The organism is Streptacidiphilus sp. EB129, assembly GCF_041262645.1.
Taxonomy (GTDB): domain Bacteria; phylum Actinomycetota; class Actinomycetes; order Streptomycetales; family Streptomycetaceae; genus Streptacidiphilus.
Map to the genome: position 1 here is coordinate 60,454 of NZ_JBGCCS010000002.1, position 15,633 is coordinate 76,086.

Genomic DNA, 15,633 nt, shown 5'->3' on the forward strand with positions numbered 1-15,633 from the left:
GAACGCCTGCGGTCCTGCACCGGGGCGGGGCCGCATCCGGAGCCTACGGTTGTTCGACAGCAAGGTCGTCCCGTCGTCCGGCGCGGCGCCAGGCCACATCGCGCAAGTACTTGGGGGCGACACCCCGGCCCCGCGGATCGACGCCTGCCTTCCGAGCTTCGGGGTGACTTCTCGGCGGCCCTGTCCTGACAGCATCGGGCAGGGCCGCTGACGGCGGTGGCGCGGAGCGTTCAGGCGACGGACGAGGCCAGGCGGCCGAGGACCTCGTCGTGCAGGCGGTTCAGGCCCTTGGGGGCGAACTTGCGCTCGAAGAAGCCGCCGATGCCGCTCGCGCCGGTCCAGGTCGCCTCGACGGTGACCTTGGACTTGCCCTCGCCGGCGGGGGTGACCGTCCAGGTGGTCACCATGCTGGAGTTGGCGTCGGTCTCGACCAGCCGGCCCGGGGAGGGCTCGGTGACCGAGAGCAGGCAGTCCCGCACCCGGCTCTCGGTGGCCTGCAGCTTCCAGTGCACGACCGTGCCCGCGCCCTTGCCGCCCTCGCGCACCTCGTACTCGCTGTACTGGGCGGGCAGCAGGGACTGCCGGGTGCTCTGGTAGTCGGCCAGCGCGTCGAAGACCCGCTCCGGCTCGGCGTCCAGCACTCGCTCGGTGCCCGCGTATACCTGGCCCATGGTGTGTACTCCTCCTGCTTACTGTGCGCTCACATGCGTGCGGTCCAGCCAACCACCGCCCGGCCCCGGGGCCAAACCGGGCCACCGTCGAACCGGGCCGCTGTCGAACCGCTCCACCGCCCTGCGATGATGCGCGGCATGACGACAACGTGGGACGCCACCAGCTTCGACGCATTCGAACGACGCGGCTGGGCGGGGCGCACCGAGGCCTACGAGAACGGCTTCGCCCGGTTGACCGCGCACACCGTCGCGCCGCTGCTCGACGCGGCCGGGGTCGGCTCCGGCACCGAGGTCCTGGACGTCGGCACCGGACCGGGCGTGGTCGCCGCCGCCGCGCTCGCCCGTGGGGCGCGGGTGACGGCCGTCGACGCCTCGCCGGAGATGGCCGCCCGTGCGGCGGGCGCCTGCCCCGGCGCGGACGTACACACGGCCGTCCTGCCGGAGCTTCCCTTCGCCGACGCCTCGTTCGACGCGATCGTGGGCAACTTCGTCATCAACCATCTGGGTGACCCCCCGGCCGGGCTGGCCGAACTGCGCCGGGTGCTGCGCCCGGGCGGGGCGCTCGCCCTGACCTGCTGGGAGCGCACCTCGATGCGCGCCACCGCCGTCTTCGGCGAGGCGATCGCCGCGGCGGGCATCCCCTACCCGGCCGACCTCCCCTCCTCCGGTCCGTTCCTGGCCGACGCCGAGGACCGCGCGGCCGCGTTCGCCGAGCTGCTGGAGCACGCGGGGCTCGCGGGCGCCTGCGCGCGCCGGGTCGAGTGGCTGCACCATGTCGATCCCGACGCCTGGTGGGCCGCCGTGATCACCGGAACGCCGATCACCGGTTCGCTGATCGGCCGACAGGACGCGGCCACCGCCGGGGCCGTCAAACGCCACTACGAAGCGCTGATCGCCCCGTACGCGCACCCGGCCGACGGCTCGGTCGCGCTCCCCGCCGTGGCCCTCCTCGCCACCGCACGCCGGCCCGGGATCTGACGGGTCCGGCTGTCGTACCCGCGTGCTTGGATGACAGCCATGACGACACCGCAGGCACCCCAACCCCGCAGTGCGGACGAACTGCTGGACATCGTCGACACCGAGGACCGGGTCGTCGGCCAGGCCCGTCGGGCCGAGGCCTACGCCCGACGGCTGCGGCACCGCTGCGTCTTCGTGCTGGCCCGGGACGAGCAGGACCGGATCTTCGTGCACCGGCGCACCGCCGGGAAGCTGGTCTTCCCCTCCCTGTACGACATGTTCGTCGGCGGCGTGGTCGGCGCCGGCGAGTCCTACGACGAGGCGGCCAGGCGCGAGGCGGAGGAGGAGCTGGGCGTCACCGGCCTCTCCCCCACCCCGCTGTTCCGCTTCCTCTACGAGACGGCGGAGCACTCATGGTGGTCCGCCGTCTACGAGACGCGCACCCCGGTCACCGTCGCGCCGCAGGTCGAGGAGGTCGCCTGGCATTCCTTCCTGACCGAGGCCGAACTGGCGCAGCGGCTCGGCGACTGGCAGTGGGTCCCCGACGGCCTCGCCGCCTGGCAGCGCCTCGCCCTGTGGCGCACGAGCTGACCGTCCCTCCTCCGGCGCGCCCCCTTCCTACCGGCGAGTAGGGCGGGTAGAGTGTGCGCACCACCCCCGTTGGCGTCGGGAGCCGCAGCAACGGGTCGGTCGGTCTTTCTCAGGTTTCTCTCTGGGACGTTCACTCTGGCACGCCGTCATCTCAACCAGCTGACCCGGCAGTGCTGTCTTCTTTTTTCACACGGTGACCTCAGTCGCGCCGTGGCCCCCTCATCGCACATCACCTGCCGCGCGGCCGCCGGAGCGGAACGACGGGCGCGGCGCTCCCCGAGGAGTTCCCTGTCATGACTGAGCACGCCCAGCCTTCCGAGCACTCCCAGCCTTCGCACACGCAGCACTTCCCCGTCGTCGCCGTGGTCGGCCTGGGCACCATGGGTGCCGGCATCGCCGAGATCACCGCCCGCAGCGGGCGCCGGGTCATCGGCATCGAGGCCGACGAGGCCTCCGCCACGGCCGCCTTCCGGCGGATCGAGGAGTCCACCGCGCACTCGGTCGAACGCTCACGGATGACCGAGCAGGACCGCGCCGCGCTGCTGGCACTGATCACCGTCACCCATGAGCTCGGTGCAGCCGCCGAGGCGCAGCTGGTGATCGAGGAGGTCCCCGAACAACTGGAGCTCAAGCGCTCGCTCTTCGCCGAGCTGGACCGGATCTGCCCGCCGGAGACGGTGCTGGCCACCGGCACGACGGCGCTCTCGGTGACCCGGATCGCGGCGGCGACACAGCGCCCGGAGCGGGTGATCGGGCTGCACTTCTTCAACCCGGCGCCGGTGATGCAGCTGGTCGAGGTGGTCCGCACGGTGCTGACCGGCACCGAGGTCGCCGAGCAGGCGGCGGAGTTCGCCCGGAGCCTGGGCAAGTCGCCGGTGGCCGCGGGCGACCGTCCCGGCTTCATCGTGAACGGGCTGCTGTTCGCCTACCTCAACCAGGCGGCGGCGATGTTCGAGTCGCGCTACGCCACCCGCGAGGACATCGACGCGGCGATGCGGCTCGGCTGCGGCCTGCCAATGGGCCCGCTGGCGCTGCTGGACCTGATCGGCGTGGACACCGCGAAGACCGTGCTGGAGGCGATGTACGCGCAGTCCCACGACCGGCTGCACGCCCCGGCGCCGATCCTGGGCCAGCTGGCGGCCGCCGGACTGCTGGGCCGCAAGACCGGGCGCGGCTTCTACACCTACGCCGGACCCGGTTCCTCGCAGGTGGTGGCCGAGGAGCACGCGGCCGCCGAGCGGGTGGCCGGCCGTACCGTGCGCAGCGTCGGGGTCTGCGGCTCGGGGACGATGGCGACCGGCATCGCGGAGGTGTTCGCCAAGGCCGGTTTCGCGGTGACGCTGGTGGCCCGCAGCCAGGAGAAGGCGGACCGGGCGAAGGCGGCGCTGGCGAAGTCGCTGCAGCGGATGGTCGACAAGGGCCGCTCCACCGAGGCGGTGCGGGACGCGGCGCTGGCGCTGGTGACCGCGTCCGGGACGCTGGAGGACCTGGCCTCGGCCGATCTGGTGCTGGAGGCGGTGGCCGAGGACCTGGCGGTGAAGCAGGAGCTGTTCGCCACCCTCGACAAGATCTGCAAGCCGGGCGCGGTGCTGGCGACCACCACCTCCAGCCTGCCGGTGATCCAGTGCGCGATGGCGACCGGCCGTCCGCAGGACGTGGTCGGGATGCACTTCTTCAACCCGGCGCCGGCCATGAAGCTGGTCGAGGTGGTCAGCACGGTGCTCACCGCCGAGGACGTCACCGCGACCGTGCTGGAGCTGTGCGCGACCGTGCGCAAGCACCCGGTGGAGTGCGGCGACCGGGCCGGGTTCATCGTGAACGCGCTGCTGTTCCCCTACCTCAACGACGCGGTCCGCATGATCGAGGAGCACTACGCCTCGGTCGACGACGTGGACACCGCGATGAAGCTCGGCTGCGGCTACCCGATGGGCCCGTTCGCGCTGCTGGACGTGGTCGGTCTGGACGTCTCGCTGACGATCGAGAAGGTGCTGCACGCCGAGTTCCGCGAGCCGGGCCTGGCTCCCGCACCGCTGCTGGAGCACCTGGTGGCGGCGGGCTGCCTGGGCCGCAAGACGGGGCGTGGCTTTCGCGACCACGCGCGGCGGTGAGCGTGCCCGTACGGGCCTGCGCGGCGTGTAGCGTTCCCGACATGACCGGGGCAGAAGGGCAGGCGGGACAGCAGGTGGAGCAGGCGAACGGGGCCGCCCCGCGCCGGGTGACGGCGCAGCGGCAGCAGATGCGCCAGGACCTCGCGGCCGCGGCGATGGAGCTGTTCGCGAACCAGGGCTACGAGGAGACCACGGTCGACCAGATCGCGGCCGCCGCGGGCGTCGCCCGGCGGACGTTCTTCCGCTATTTCCGGTCCAAGGAGGAGGCGATCTTCCCGGACCACGACGACACCCTGATCCGGGTCGCGGACCTGCTCGCCGGGGCGGATCCGGCGGAGCACCCGCTGGACGTGGTCTGCCGGGGCATCAAGGAGGTGCTGCGGATGTACGCGGCGACTCCGGGCGTCTCGGTGGCCCGCTACCGGCTGATCCGCCAGGTGCCCACGCTGCGCGAGCGCGAGATCGCGGTGGTGGCCCGCTACGAGCGGCTGTTCACCCGTTATCTGCTGGGGCGGTTCGACACGGCCGGCCAGTCCTCGGGCGGCTGGGAGCGCGGGGTCGGTGACGACGCGATGCTCGCGGAGGTGTCGGCGGCAGCGGTGGTCGCGGCGCACAACCACGTGCTGCGGCGCTGGCTGCGCTCCGGCGGGAACGGGGAGGTGGAGCCGCAGCTGGACCACGCCTTCGAGGTGATCCGGCGGACTTTCTGGGGCGACGCGCCGAGCCGCACCGAGACGGCACCACAGCTGGCACGCAGTGCCACGCAGCAGGTCGGCGGGCGGGTCGCGGAGACCCTCAGCAGTGCCGTGGAGAGTGCCGTGAGTGCCACCCCCTCGGGCGAGGTACTGATCACGGTGGCCCGTACGGACGCCCCGCTGGACGAGGTGCTGCAGAGCATCCGGGCCGCCCTGGGCGCCGGCGGAGGCCGGTAACCGCAGGTCAGCATACGCGTGGAAGTCAGGCCCACCCCGGCGCGTCGGGGTGGGCCTGTGGTGTCTCCTGGGGTAGGTGTTGCGACGTGATGACGCTCACGTGTCCTGGGGTGAAAATGATGGCACGCAGTGTCTTTACGAGTGGCACAGCGTGCCAGTACGTTGTTACCCACTGGTCGCGGCGCCGCGGCTCCCCACCCTGGCGCGCCATGTCCAGGGTCCGTGCGACACCCCTGCGCGGACGATCGGCAGCAGCCCCACCCCAGCGACTGAAGCGCGTAAAAACTTCCCCTCTCACCACCGGTGTCCGCTCCCGGTACCCCCAACAGACGTCCCCGCTCCCCTCAGCGGGGAAGCCTCCGGAGGCAACCATGAAGGAAATCCTCGAAGCGATCGTCAGCGAGGACGCGAGCCCGGCCGACTTCGCCGCGCTCAGCGTCCCCGAGTCCTACCGGGCGGTCACGCTCCACAAGGACGACGAGCAGATGTTCGCCGGGCTGGACAGCCGCGACAAGGACCCGCGCAAGTCCCTGCACCTGGACGAGATCGCCGTGCCCGAGCTGGGCCCGGGCGAGGCCCTGGTCGCGGTGATGGCCAGCGCGGTGAACTACAACACGGTGTGGAGCTCGATCTTCGAGCCGGTGTCCACCTTCAGCTTCCTGGAGCGCTACGGGAAGCTCTCGCCGGAGACCGCGCGCCACAACCTGCCGTACCACGTGGTGGGTTCGGACCTGGCCGGCGTGGTGCTGCGGACCGGTCCCGGCGTGCACGCCTGGAAGCCCGGCGACGAGGTCGTCGCGCACTGCCTCAGCGTGGAGCTGGAGAGCGCCGACGGCCACAACGACACCATGCTCGACCCCGAGCAGCGGATCTGGGGCTTCGAGACCAACTTCGGCGGCCTGGCCGAGATCGCCCTGGTCAAGTCCAACCAGCTGATGCCCAAGCCGCAGCACCTCACCTGGGAGGAGGCGGCGTCGCCGGGCCTGGTGAACTCCACCGCCTACCGGCAGCTGGTCAGCCGCAACGGGGCCGGCATGAAGCAGGGGGACAACGTGCTGATCTGGGGCGCCAGCGGCGGCCTCGGCTCCTACGCGACCCAGTACGCGCTGGCCGGCGGCGCCACCCCGATCTGCGTGGTCTCCAACGACGCCAAGGCCGACATCTGCCGGGCGATGGGCGCCGAGGCGATCATCGACCGCAGCGCCGAGGGCTTCAAGTTCTGGAAGGACGAGCACAACCAGGACCCGCGCGAGTGGAAGCGCCTGGGCGGGAAGATCCGCGAGCTGACCGGCGGTGAGGACGTCGACATCGTCTTCGAACACCCCGGCCGGGAGACCTTCGGCGCCAGCGTCTACGTCACCCGCAAGGGCGGCACCATCGTCACCTGCGCCTCCACCAGCGGGTACATGCACCAGTACGACAACCGCTACCTGTGGATGTCGCTGAAGCGCATCGTCGGCTCGCACTTCGCCAACTACCGCGAGGCCTGGGAGGCGAACCGCCTGATCGCCAAGGGCAAGATCCACCCGACGCTGTCGAAGACCTACACCCTGGAGGAGACCGGCCAGGCCGCGCTGGACGTCCACCACAACAAGCACCAGGGCAAGGTCGGCGTGCTCTGCCTGGCCCCGCGCGAAGGCCTGGGCGTCCGCGACGCGGAGCTGCGCGCCAAGCACCTGCCGGCCATCAATCGCTTCCGGGGGGAATGAGAACGATGGCTGAGCGAGACCGCCCCTGGTTGATGCGGACGTACGCCGGGCACTCGTCCGCGACCGCGTCCAACGCGCTCTACCGCCGGAACCTGGCGAAGGGTCAGACCGGCCTGTCGGTCGCCTTCGACCTGCCGACCCAGACCGGCTACGACCCGGACCACGTGCTGGCCAACGGCGAGGTCGGCCGGGTCGGCGTCCCGGTCAGCCATCTCGGCGACATGCGGGCGCTGTTCGACGGCATCCCGCTGGAGCGCACCAACACCTCCATGACGATCAACGCCACGGCCATGTGGCTGCTGGCGATGTACCAGGTCGTCGCGGAGGAGCAGGGCGCGGACATCGCGATGCTCACCGGAACCACCCAGAACGACATCGTCAAGGAGTACCTGTCGCGCGGGACGCACGTCTTCCCGCCCGGCCCCAGCGTCCGGCTGACCACGGACATGATCGCCTACACCGTGGCGAACATCCCCAAGTGGAACCCGATCAACATCTGCAGCTACCACCTGCAGGAGGCCGGGGCCACGCCGGTCCAGGAGCTCGCGTTCGCCATGTGCACCGCGATCACCATCCTGGACGCGGTCCGCGACAGCGGCCAGCTGCCGCCGGAGCGGATGGGCGACGTGGTCGCGCGGATCTCCTTCTTCGTGAACGCGGGCGTCCGCTTCGTCGAGGAGATGTGCAAGCTCCGCGCCTTCGGCCGGATCTGGGACACCGTCACCCGCGAGCGCTACGGCATCACCGACCCCAAGCAGCGCCGCTTCCGCTACGGGGTCCAGGTCAACTCGCTGGGCCTGACCGAGGCGCAGCCGGAGAACAACGTCCAGCGCATCGTGCTGGAGATGCTCGCCGTCACGCTGTCCAAGGACGCCCGCGCCCGCGCCGTCCAGCTGCCGGCCTGGAACGAGGCGCTGGGCCTGCCCCGGCCCTGGGACCAGCAGTGGTCGCTGCGGATCCAGCAGGTGCTGGCCTACGAGTCGGACCTGCTGGAGTACGGCGACCTGTTCGACGGTTCGCACGTGGTCGAGGCCAAGGTCGTCGAGCTGGTCGAGGGCGCGACCAAGGAGATCGACAAGGTGCTGGAGATGGGCGGCGTGATTCCTGCCGTCGAGTCCGGCTACCTCAAGGCGGCGCTGGTGGCCTCGCACGCCGAGCGGCGCGGCCGGATCGAGTCCGGCGAGGACAAGGTCATCGGCGTCAACTGCTTCGAGACCACCGAGCCCAGCCCGCTCACCGCCGACCTGGACACCGCGATCATGCAGGTGGACCCGGCCTCCGAGCGGGCCGTGGTGGACGCCTTCGCCCAGTGGCGCAAGCAGCGCGACGAGGAGGCGGCGCAGGCCGCCCTCGCCGAGCTCAAGCGCCAGGCCGTCACCGAGGCGAACCTGATGCCCGCCACGCTGGACTGCGTCCGCGCGGGCGTGACCACCGGCGAGTGGTCGCAGGCGCTGCGCGACGTCTTCGGCGAGTACCGGGCCCCCACCGGCGTCGGCGGCGCCCCGATCACCGGCACCCTCACCGGCGACAGCGGCGCCGAGCTGCTGGCCGTCCGCGAGTACGTGCGCGCCACCGCCGAGGAGCTGGGCGCGGGCAAGCTGCGGCTGCTGGTCGGCAAGCCCGGCCTGGACGGGCACTCCAACGGCGCCGAGCAGATCGCGGTCCGGGCCAGGGACGCCGGCTTCGAGGTCGTCTACCAGGGCATCCGGCTCACCCCCGAGCAGATCACCGCCGCGGCCGTGGCCGAGGACGTGCACTGCGTGGGGCTGTCGATCCTCTCCGGCGCGCACGCCGCGCTGGTCCCCGACGTACTCAGCCGGCTGCGCCGGGCCGGGGTCGAGGACGTGCCCGTGGTCGTCGGCGGGATCATCCCGGCGGCGGACGAGCAGACGCTGCTCGCCGAGGGCGTGGCCGCGGTGTTCACGCCCAAGGACTTCGGCATCACCACCATCATCGGCCGGATCGTCGACGAGATCCGCCGGGCCCACGGACTCGAACCCCGGCTCACGGCGCCTGATCGAACCGGCAGGCCGGGACGCCTCCCCGCCGCGCCCTAGAGTCGGCACCAGCAGAGTCGGCACCAGCGACCCAGCCCGCCCCCACGAACGAAGAGGATCCATGACCGTCAACCGTCTCCGCCCCCGACGCTCCTGCCTGGCCGTGCCGGGCAGCAACCCGCGCTTCCTGGAGAAGGCCCAGGGCCTGCCCGCCGACCAGGTCTTCCTGGACCTGGAGGACGCCTGCGCGCCGCTGGCCAAGGAGGGCGCCCGCCACACCATCGTGGACGCGCTGAACACCGGCGACTGGAGCGGCAAGACCCGCGTGGTCCGGGTCAACGACTGGACCACGCACTGGACCTACCGCGACGTGGTCACCGTGGTCGAGGGGGCCGGGCAGAACCTGGACTGCATCATGCTGCCCAAGGTCCAGGACGCGCAGCAGATCGTCGCGCTCGACCTGCTGCTCACCCAGATCGAGAAGACCATGGGCTTCGAGGTCGGCAAGATCGGCATCGAGGCGCAGATCGAGAACGCCAAGGGCCTGATCAACGTGGACGCCATCGCCGAGGCCTCGCCCCGGCTGGAGACCATCATCTTCGGCCCGGCCGACTTCATGGCCTCCATCAACATGAAGTCCCTGGTCGTCGGCGAGCAGCCGCCCGGCTACGACGCCGACGCGTACCACTACATCCTGATGCGCATCCTGATGGCGGCCCGCGCCAACGACCTGCAGGCCATCGACGGCCCCTACCTGCAGATCAAGAACGTGGACGGCTACCGCGCGGTGGCCGGCCGCTCCGCCGCCCTCGGCTTCGACGGCAAGTGGGTGCTGCACCCCGGCCAGGTCGACGCCGCCAACGAGGTCTACTCCCCCTCCCAGGAGGACTACGACCACGCCGAGCTGATCCTGGACGCCTACGACTGGTGCACCAGCGAGGCCGGCGGCAAGAAGGGCTCGGCGATGCTCGGCGACGAGATGATCGACGAGGCCTCGCGGAAGATGGCCCTGGTCATCTCCGGCAAGGGCCGCGCGGCGGGGATGCAGCGGACCACCAAGTTCGAGATTCCGGAAAGCTGAGGACCACGCGATGCAGTTCGGACGCACCTACGAGGAGTTCGAGGTCGGCGCGGTCTACAAGCACTGGCCCGGGAAGACCGTCACCGAGTACGACGACCACCTGTTCTGTCTGCTCACCATGAACCACCACCCGCTGCACATGGACAGCAACTACGCCGAGAAGACCACCGACTTCGGCCGGAACGTCGTCGTCGGCAACTACATCTACTCGCTGCTGCTGGGCATGTCGGTGCCGGACGTCTCCGGGAAGGCCATCGCCAACCTGGAGGTCGAGTCGCTGAAGCACATCGCGCCGACGTTCCACGGCGACACCATCTACGGCGAGACGGTGGTGCTGGACAAGACGCCGTCCAAGTCCAAGACGGACCGGGGCATCGTCCATGTCGAGACCAAGGGCTACAAGCAGGACGGCACCGTGGTCTGCGTGTTCCGTCGCAAGGTGATGGTTCCTACGGAGACGTATATCAAGGAGCGCGGCGGGGAGCAGCCTGGTCGTCCCGAACCTTTGCCGCACCGGGCGTGAGCGTTCGCGGAACGGTGCGGGCCCTGGGTGGCTTGTCGCGCAGTTCCTCGCGCCCCTGAGGCGTTGCCTACTGATCCACCGATTTTTTTCCCCTCCCTCAGACGGGGTGCCCCGTGGCTACTGCCACGGCTGCGGGGCACCTTCCCCCCAGACACGGAGTAGCCAGATGGGACGCCTCGCCCAGACCGAAGGTCTCACCGAGATCCAGCAGGACATCCTCGCCACGGTGCGGAGCTTTGTCGACAAGGAGATCATTCCGGTCGCCACCGAGCTGGAGCACCGGGACGAGTACCCCGCGGCCATCGTCGAGGGGATGAAGGAGATGGGCCTCTTCGGGCTCATGATCCCGGAGGAGTACGGCGGGCTCGGCGAGTCGCTGCTCACCTACGCGCTGGTGGTCGAGGAGATCGCCCGCGGCTGGATGTCGGTGTCCGGCATCGTGAACACCCACTTCATCGTGGCCTACATGCTGGCCCAGCACGGCACCCAGGCGCAGAAGGACCACTTCCTGCCCCGGATGGCCACCGGTGAGGTCCGCGGCGCGTTCTCGATGTCCGAGCCGGGCCTGGGCTCGGACGTGGGCGCGATCCGGACCAGGGGCGTCCGCGACGGCGACGACTACGTCATCAACGGCCAGAAGATGTGGCTGACCAACGGTGGCACCTCCACCCTGGTCGCGGTGCTCTGCCGGACCGACGAGGGCCAGCCGGAGGGTGCGGCCCCGCACAAGTCGATGACCACCTTCCTGATCGAGAAGACCCCGGGCTTCGGCCCGAACGAGACGGTCCCCGGGCTGACCATCCCCGGCAAGATCGAGAAGATGGGCTACAAGGGCGTCGACACCACCGAGATGATCCTGGAGGACGTCAGGGTCCCCGCGGACATGGTGCTGGGCGGGGTCTCCGGCCGCGGCTTCTACCAGATGATGGACGGCGTCGAGGTGGGCCGGGTCAACGTCGCCGCCCGTGGCTGCGGTGTCGCCCAGCGGGCCTTCGAGCTGGGGATCCGCTACGCGCAGCAGCGGTCCACCTTCGGCAAGAAGATCGCCGAGCACCAGGCGATCCAGTTCAAGCTGTCCGAGATGGCCACCAAGGTCGAGGCCGCGCACCAGATGATGATCATGGCGGCCCGCAAGAAGGACTCCGGCCAGCGCAACGACCTCGAAGCCGGCATGGCCAAGTACCTGGCCTCCGAGTACTGCAAGGAGGTCGTCGAGGACTCGTTCCGGATCCACGGCGGTTACGGCTTCTCCAAGGAGTACGAGATCGAGCGGCTCTACCGGGAGGCCCCGATGCTGCTGATCGGTGAGGGTACTGCGGAGATCCAGAAGATGATCATCGGCCGCCGGCTGCTGGAGGAGTACCGCCTCAGCGAGTGATCGCGGGCGATGGACGGGATTCGGCCGGGGGTACGACTTCCGGCCGATCTCGGCGTACCGGCAGCGGCGCGGCTCCCACTATGATCCACAGGGACGCTGCCACCGGCGCACTGCGTGCTTCGCACGCCCCCCATTGGGCGGTGCGGGCTTGCTGACCATGTCTGAGAGAGTTGTCACCGTTCCGCCGAAGCCCTTGGCCTGCCGGGGTCAGGGGGCCTACTTTCGAGGGTAGGAGGAAGAGCCGTAGGCGGTTCTCCGGACACCCGATGGTTGCCCAGGCACCGCCCGCTGCCGATAGCATCCCCCGAGGACAGCCACGTCCCCGAACCCCTCGATCACGCGGCCCCTCGCGCGGTCACCCGTACCGGTACTCTCCGGTGCCAACCGTTCCCGGGCCCCCGCGACAAAGGTCTTCGATGCCCCTCAGTCCGTCCCCACGATCCGCGAACCGTCCCCGTGTCAGGCTGGCACGAGGCGCCTCGCCCTGGCTCGCCCCCACCCTGCTCACCGCTGCCGCCTGCTCCGCCCTCACCCGGCGCAACGGCACGTGGGCCCTCGCGGCGGTCCCCGCCACCGCGCTGGGTGCGGGGATGCTCTGGTTCTTCCGTGACCCCGAGCGTGCCATCAGCCAGGGGCGGGTGATCTGTCCGGCCGACGGCGTGGTGCAGAGCATCGACGCCTGGCCCGACGGCCGGACCAGAGTGGCCATCTTCATGAGTCCGCTCAATGTGCACGTCAACCGTGCGCCGCTGAGCGGTACGGTGACCTCGGTCGAGCACATCGCCGGCGGCTTCGTCCCTGCCTTCAACAAGGACAGCGACCGCAACGAGCGAGTGGTCTGGCACTTCGACACCGAACTGGGCGACATCGAGATGGTCCAGATCGCCGGGGCCGTCGCGCGCCGCATCATCCCCTACGTCCCGGCCGGCACCAAGGTCGACCAGGGCGAGCGGATCGGCCTGATCCGTTTCGGCTCGCGGGTCGACACCTACCTTCCGGCGGGCGTCGAGCCCGGCGTGCGGATCGGCGAGCGGACCACGGCTGGGGTGACTCGTCTTGACCGTGACTGACCCGGAGACGCTGCAGGAGTCCGGAGAACCTGAGGACTCGGACGGCACCGCCCGGCGACTGCGCTGGGCACGGGACCGCGAGATGCGCGCGCCCCGGTCGCCGCAGCACCTCTCCACCGCCGACATGTTCACGCTGGGCAACGCCGTCTGCGGCTTCCTGGCGATCTACTGCACCACCACCGGCGTGCTCATCCCGCACCTCACCGGCGAGGCAACCTCCGGCGACCGCCGCAGCGCGGCCACGGCGGTGACGCTGATCCTCGTCGGCTCGATGTTCGACCTGTTCGACGGCCTGGTGGCGCGCAAGCTCCGCTCCTCGGCGCTGGGCGCCGAACTGGACAACCTGGCCGACCTGATCAGCTTCGGCATCGCCCCCGCCTACTTCGTGGTGGTCTGGGGCATGGTCACCGGCGGCGCGCACCAGCGGATCTCCGCGGGGATCGCGATCATGGTGCTGCTGGCGGTGGTGCTGCGGCTGGCCCGGTTCTCCTGCACCACCATGCGACCAGGGGTGTTCCAGGGCATGCCGTGCCCGATGGGCGCGCTCACGGTGATCTCGATCGTGCTGCTGAACCCGCCGTTCATCCCGGCCGTGCTGGGGATCGTCGCGGTCGCGGCACTGATGGTGAGCCGGGTGGAGTACCCCAAGCCGCACGGGGTGCTGGCCACGGCCACGCTCTGCTGGATCGTGGTCAGCATGGGCTGCCTGGCAGCCTGGGCGATGGGGCTGCCCGGCGGGCACACGCTGCTGCAGATCGGCGCGAGCCTGCAGGTGGCGCTGGCGCTGATGGCTCCGCTCATGGTTATTCGCCGCAAGGTCGGTGACGTTCGGGCGCGGCGGGCGGAGTCGCGGGCTAGCTGAACGTTTTGAGGGGCGCGGGGAACTGTGCTGCCATCTGTGCGGATCGTAGATGGTTGGCAGCGCAGTTCCCCGCGCCCCTGTGTGGTTGCAACTACCGGACGGCTGCAGTCTGCGGCTTGGGCGTCGGACGGCTTTCCTGGGTGGGGGCAGGGCCCCGGCGGACGAGGGTGAGTACCAGGAGGCCGGCGGTGAGGCCGGTGAGGCCGGCTACCAGGTAGACGCGGTCCAGGCCGGTGGCGAAGGCCGCGTGCACCAGGTGCTCCAGCCCGGCGCGCTGCTGCTCCGGGGCGGCCGCGACCAGTGCCCCCGCCCGGCCGCCGCCGAGCGCCGAGGCTGCCGCGTGCGGATCGGCCACGCGGCCGCTCGCAGCCACATAGGTCTGCAGGCGGTCGGCGAACACGGTGCCGAGTACGGCGATGCCCAGGGCGTAGCCGAGCTGGCGGCCGGTGTTGACGGCGCCGCTGGCCATGCCCACGCGGTCCCGGGGGACCGTGCCCAGCGCCGCGGACATCATGATGGGCGTGGCCGTGCCCACCCCGAGCCCGGTGACGATCAGGCCGGGCAGCACCGACGCCCAGCCGGAGGCCGCCGAGACCGTGGTCATCAGCAGCGCACCCGCGCCGACCAGCAGCAGACCGATGCCGATCGGGAGCTGCGGCGCCATCCGGTGGAACAGGCGTCCGCTGTTCAGGGCCACCAGCAGCGAGGCCAGCGCAAGCGGGCAGACGGTCAGACCGGCCTGGACCGGGCTCAGGCCGAGCACCGACTGCAGCCAGATCGAGGTGTAGGTGAGGTGCGCGAACGCCGCCGCGTTCAGCAGCAGCGCGGCCGTGGTGAGGCCGACGAAGCTGCGGTTGCGCAGCAGGGCCAGGTCCAGCAGCGGGTGTTCGGTGCTCCGCTCGACCAGCAGGAAGGCCAGCAGCGCGAGCACCGCCACGGCCAGCGCGGTCAGCACCGTGCCGCTGCCCCAGCCCCGGTCCCCGCTCTCGATCAGGCCGTAGACCAGCGCGCCGGCGAAGACGGTGAAGGCGAGCGCGCCGAGGTGGTCCAGCCGGCCCCTGGCCCGGCCCTGGTCGGCGCGGAGCCGGCGCAGTGTCATCACCAGGGCGAGAGCGGCCACCGGCAGGTTGACCATGAAGATCGCCCGCCAGTTGAACTGCTCGGTGAGCAGCCCGCCCAGAACCGGGCCGAGTGCTGCGGCGCCGCCCGAGACCGCGCCCCAGACCCCGAACGCGGTGCCCCGGTCCCGGCCCTGGTAGGCGGCGTTGAGCAGCGAGGTGGTGGAGGTCAGCATCGCCGCGCCACCCAGGCCCTGCGCGGCGCGGGCCGCGATCAGCGTCCCGGCGTTGGGGGCGAGGCCGCAGGCCAGCGAGGCGGCGGCGAAGACGAGCAGGCCGATCAGGTAGAGGCGGCGGTGCCCGAGCCGGTCGCCCAGGGCGCCGACCAGCATCAGCAGGGCGGCGAGGACCAGCGCGTACATGTCCACCACCCACTGCAGCGAGGTGAACGAGGAGTGCAGGTCGTCGGCCATGGCGGGCAGGGCGACGTTCACGATGCTGACGTCCACCAGCAGCATGAAGGTGCCCAGGCAGATGGCGGCCAGCGGGATCCATTTGCGCACACCGGTCTCCGGTGGCGTGGTCGGGGTGTTCATGGTTGCGGCTTCCTCAACTGTGCGGACTTGTCCACGGGCGGGTCTCGGTACTGTGCAGATCGTGCGGTCCGACGACCGATCAGACACAGCCAGACGAGCT

The 15,633-nt window shown here is 70.8% G+C and carries 13 protein-coding genes; 11 read left to right on the forward strand and 2 right to left on the reverse strand.

The window, feature by feature from the left end:
• Window positions 1–230 precede the first annotated feature (230 nt).
• On the reverse strand, window positions 231–671 hold the full coding sequence (locus ABH925_RS02525) for an SRPBCC family protein (protein WP_370145049.1): 441 nt from the start codon (window positions 669–671) through the stop codon (window positions 231–233).
• 138 nt (window positions 672–809) lie between these two features.
• On the opposite strand from ABH925_RS02525, the gene ABH925_RS02530 reads away from it, so the two are divergent.
• The 11 genes from ABH925_RS02530 to pssA all read left to right on the forward strand — a co-directional run bounded on the left by ABH925_RS02530 (window position 810) and on the right by pssA (window position 13,879).
• Window positions 810–1,649 carry a class I SAM-dependent methyltransferase gene (locus tag ABH925_RS02530; protein ID WP_370145051.1) on the forward strand — a complete coding sequence of 280 codons (840 nt, stop codon included), beginning with the start codon at window positions 810–812 and terminating at the stop codon, window positions 1,647–1,649.
• A 39-nt stretch (window positions 1,650–1,688) separates the two neighbouring features.
• On the forward strand, window positions 1,689–2,219 hold the full coding sequence (locus tag ABH925_RS02535; protein ID WP_370145053.1) for an NUDIX domain-containing protein: 531 nt from the start codon (window positions 1,689–1,691) through the stop codon (window positions 2,217–2,219).
• A gap of 293 nt (window positions 2,220–2,512) precedes the next feature.
• Complete coding sequence (locus ABH925_RS02540) at window positions 2,513–4,327, forward strand: 3-hydroxyacyl-CoA dehydrogenase family protein (RefSeq protein ID WP_370145054.1); 1,815 nt, start codon at window positions 2,513–2,515, stop codon at window positions 4,325–4,327.
• 41 nt (window positions 4,328–4,368) lie between these two features.
• Complete coding sequence (locus ABH925_RS02545) at window positions 4,369–5,259, forward strand: TetR family transcriptional regulator (RefSeq protein WP_370145056.1); 891 nt, start codon at window positions 4,369–4,371, stop codon at window positions 5,257–5,259.
• Window positions 5,260–5,630: 371 nt separating this feature from the next.
• Window positions 5,631–6,968 (forward strand): crotonyl-CoA carboxylase/reductase, encoded by a 1,338-nt coding sequence (gene ccrA, locus ABH925_RS02550; protein ID WP_370145058.1) that lies wholly within the window; start codon window positions 5,631–5,633, stop codon window positions 6,966–6,968.
• A gap of 5 nt (window positions 6,969–6,973) precedes the next feature.
• On the forward strand, window positions 6,974–9,025 hold the full coding sequence (locus tag ABH925_RS02555; RefSeq protein WP_370145060.1) for a protein meaA: 2,052 nt from the start codon (window positions 6,974–6,976) through the stop codon (window positions 9,023–9,025).
• Window positions 9,026–9,086: 61 nt separating this feature from the next.
• Window positions 9,087–10,046 (forward strand): CoA ester lyase, encoded by a 960-nt coding sequence (locus ABH925_RS02560; protein WP_370145062.1) that lies wholly within the window; start codon window positions 9,087–9,089, stop codon window positions 10,044–10,046.
• A 10-nt stretch (window positions 10,047–10,056) separates the two neighbouring features.
• The gene (locus tag ABH925_RS02565; RefSeq protein WP_370145064.1) at window positions 10,057–10,569 is read left to right on the forward strand and encodes a MaoC family dehydratase; all 513 of its coding nucleotides are present in this window, start codon (window positions 10,057–10,059) and stop codon (window positions 10,567–10,569) included.
• Window positions 10,570–10,735: 166 nt separating this feature from the next.
• Window positions 10,736–11,947 carry an acyl-CoA dehydrogenase family protein gene (locus tag ABH925_RS02570; protein ID WP_370145066.1) on the forward strand — a complete coding sequence of 404 codons (1,212 nt, stop codon included), beginning with the start codon at window positions 10,736–10,738 and terminating at the stop codon, window positions 11,945–11,947.
• A gap of 416 nt (window positions 11,948–12,363) precedes the next feature.
• Window positions 12,364–13,017, forward strand: coding sequence for a phosphatidylserine decarboxylase (locus tag ABH925_RS02575; RefSeq protein WP_370145067.1), 654 nt, complete (start codon window positions 12,364–12,366; stop codon window positions 13,015–13,017).
• Window positions 13,004–13,879, forward strand: a complete 876-nt coding sequence (gene pssA / locus ABH925_RS02580; RefSeq protein ID WP_370145068.1) for a CDP-diacylglycerol--serine O-phosphatidyltransferase — start codon at window positions 13,004–13,006, stop codon at window positions 13,877–13,879. The genes ABH925_RS02575 and pssA overlap by 14 nt, the downstream gene beginning before the upstream one ends.
• Before the next feature lie 91 nt (window positions 13,880–13,970).
• Here pssA and ABH925_RS02585 read toward each other — a convergent pair whose 3' ends face one another.
• The gene (locus ABH925_RS02585) at window positions 13,971–15,533 is read right to left on the reverse strand and encodes an MFS transporter (RefSeq protein WP_370145070.1); all 1,563 of its coding nucleotides are present in this window, start codon (window positions 15,531–15,533) and stop codon (window positions 13,971–13,973) included.
• Between the last annotated feature and the right edge of the window lie 100 nt (window positions 15,534–15,633).

What these genes read in the sequence shown, in the direction of transcription:
- ABH925_RS02560 (WP_370145062.1), top strand. Translation starts at nt 9,087, where the DNA reads ATGACCGTCAACCGTCTCCGCCCCCGACGCTCCTGCCTGGCCGTGCCG.
- ABH925_RS02530 (WP_370145051.1), top strand. Translation starts at nt 810, where the DNA reads ATGACGACAACGTGGGACGCCACCAGCTTCGACGCATTCGAACGACGC.
- ABH925_RS02555 (WP_370145060.1), top strand. Translation starts at nt 6,974, where the DNA reads ATGGCTGAGCGAGACCGCCCCTGGTTGATGCGGACGTACGCCGGGCAC.
- ABH925_RS02570 (WP_370145066.1), top strand. Translation starts at nt 10,736, where the DNA reads ATGGGACGCCTCGCCCAGACCGAAGGTCTCACCGAGATCCAGCAGGAC.
- ABH925_RS02540 (WP_370145054.1), top strand. Translation starts at nt 2,513, where the DNA reads ATGACTGAGCACGCCCAGCCTTCCGAGCACTCCCAGCCTTCGCACACG.
- ABH925_RS02525 (WP_370145049.1), bottom strand. Translation starts at nt 671, where the DNA reads ATGGGCCAGGTATACGCGGGCACCGAGCGAGTGCTGGACGCCGAGCCG.
- ABH925_RS02535 (WP_370145053.1), top strand. Translation starts at nt 1,689, where the DNA reads ATGACGACACCGCAGGCACCCCAACCCCGCAGTGCGGACGAACTGCTG.
- ABH925_RS02585 (WP_370145070.1), bottom strand. Translation starts at nt 15,533, where the DNA reads ATGAACACCCCGACCACGCCACCGGAGACCGGTGTGCGCAAATGGATC.
- ccrA (WP_370145058.1), top strand. Translation starts at nt 5,631, where the DNA reads ATGAAGGAAATCCTCGAAGCGATCGTCAGCGAGGACGCGAGCCCGGCC.
- ABH925_RS02565 (WP_370145064.1), top strand. Translation starts at nt 10,057, where the DNA reads ATGCAGTTCGGACGCACCTACGAGGAGTTCGAGGTCGGCGCGGTCTAC.
- ABH925_RS02575 (WP_370145067.1), top strand. Translation starts at nt 12,364, where the DNA reads ATGCCCCTCAGTCCGTCCCCACGATCCGCGAACCGTCCCCGTGTCAGG.
- ABH925_RS02545 (WP_370145056.1), top strand. Translation starts at nt 4,369, where the DNA reads ATGACCGGGGCAGAAGGGCAGGCGGGACAGCAGGTGGAGCAGGCGAAC.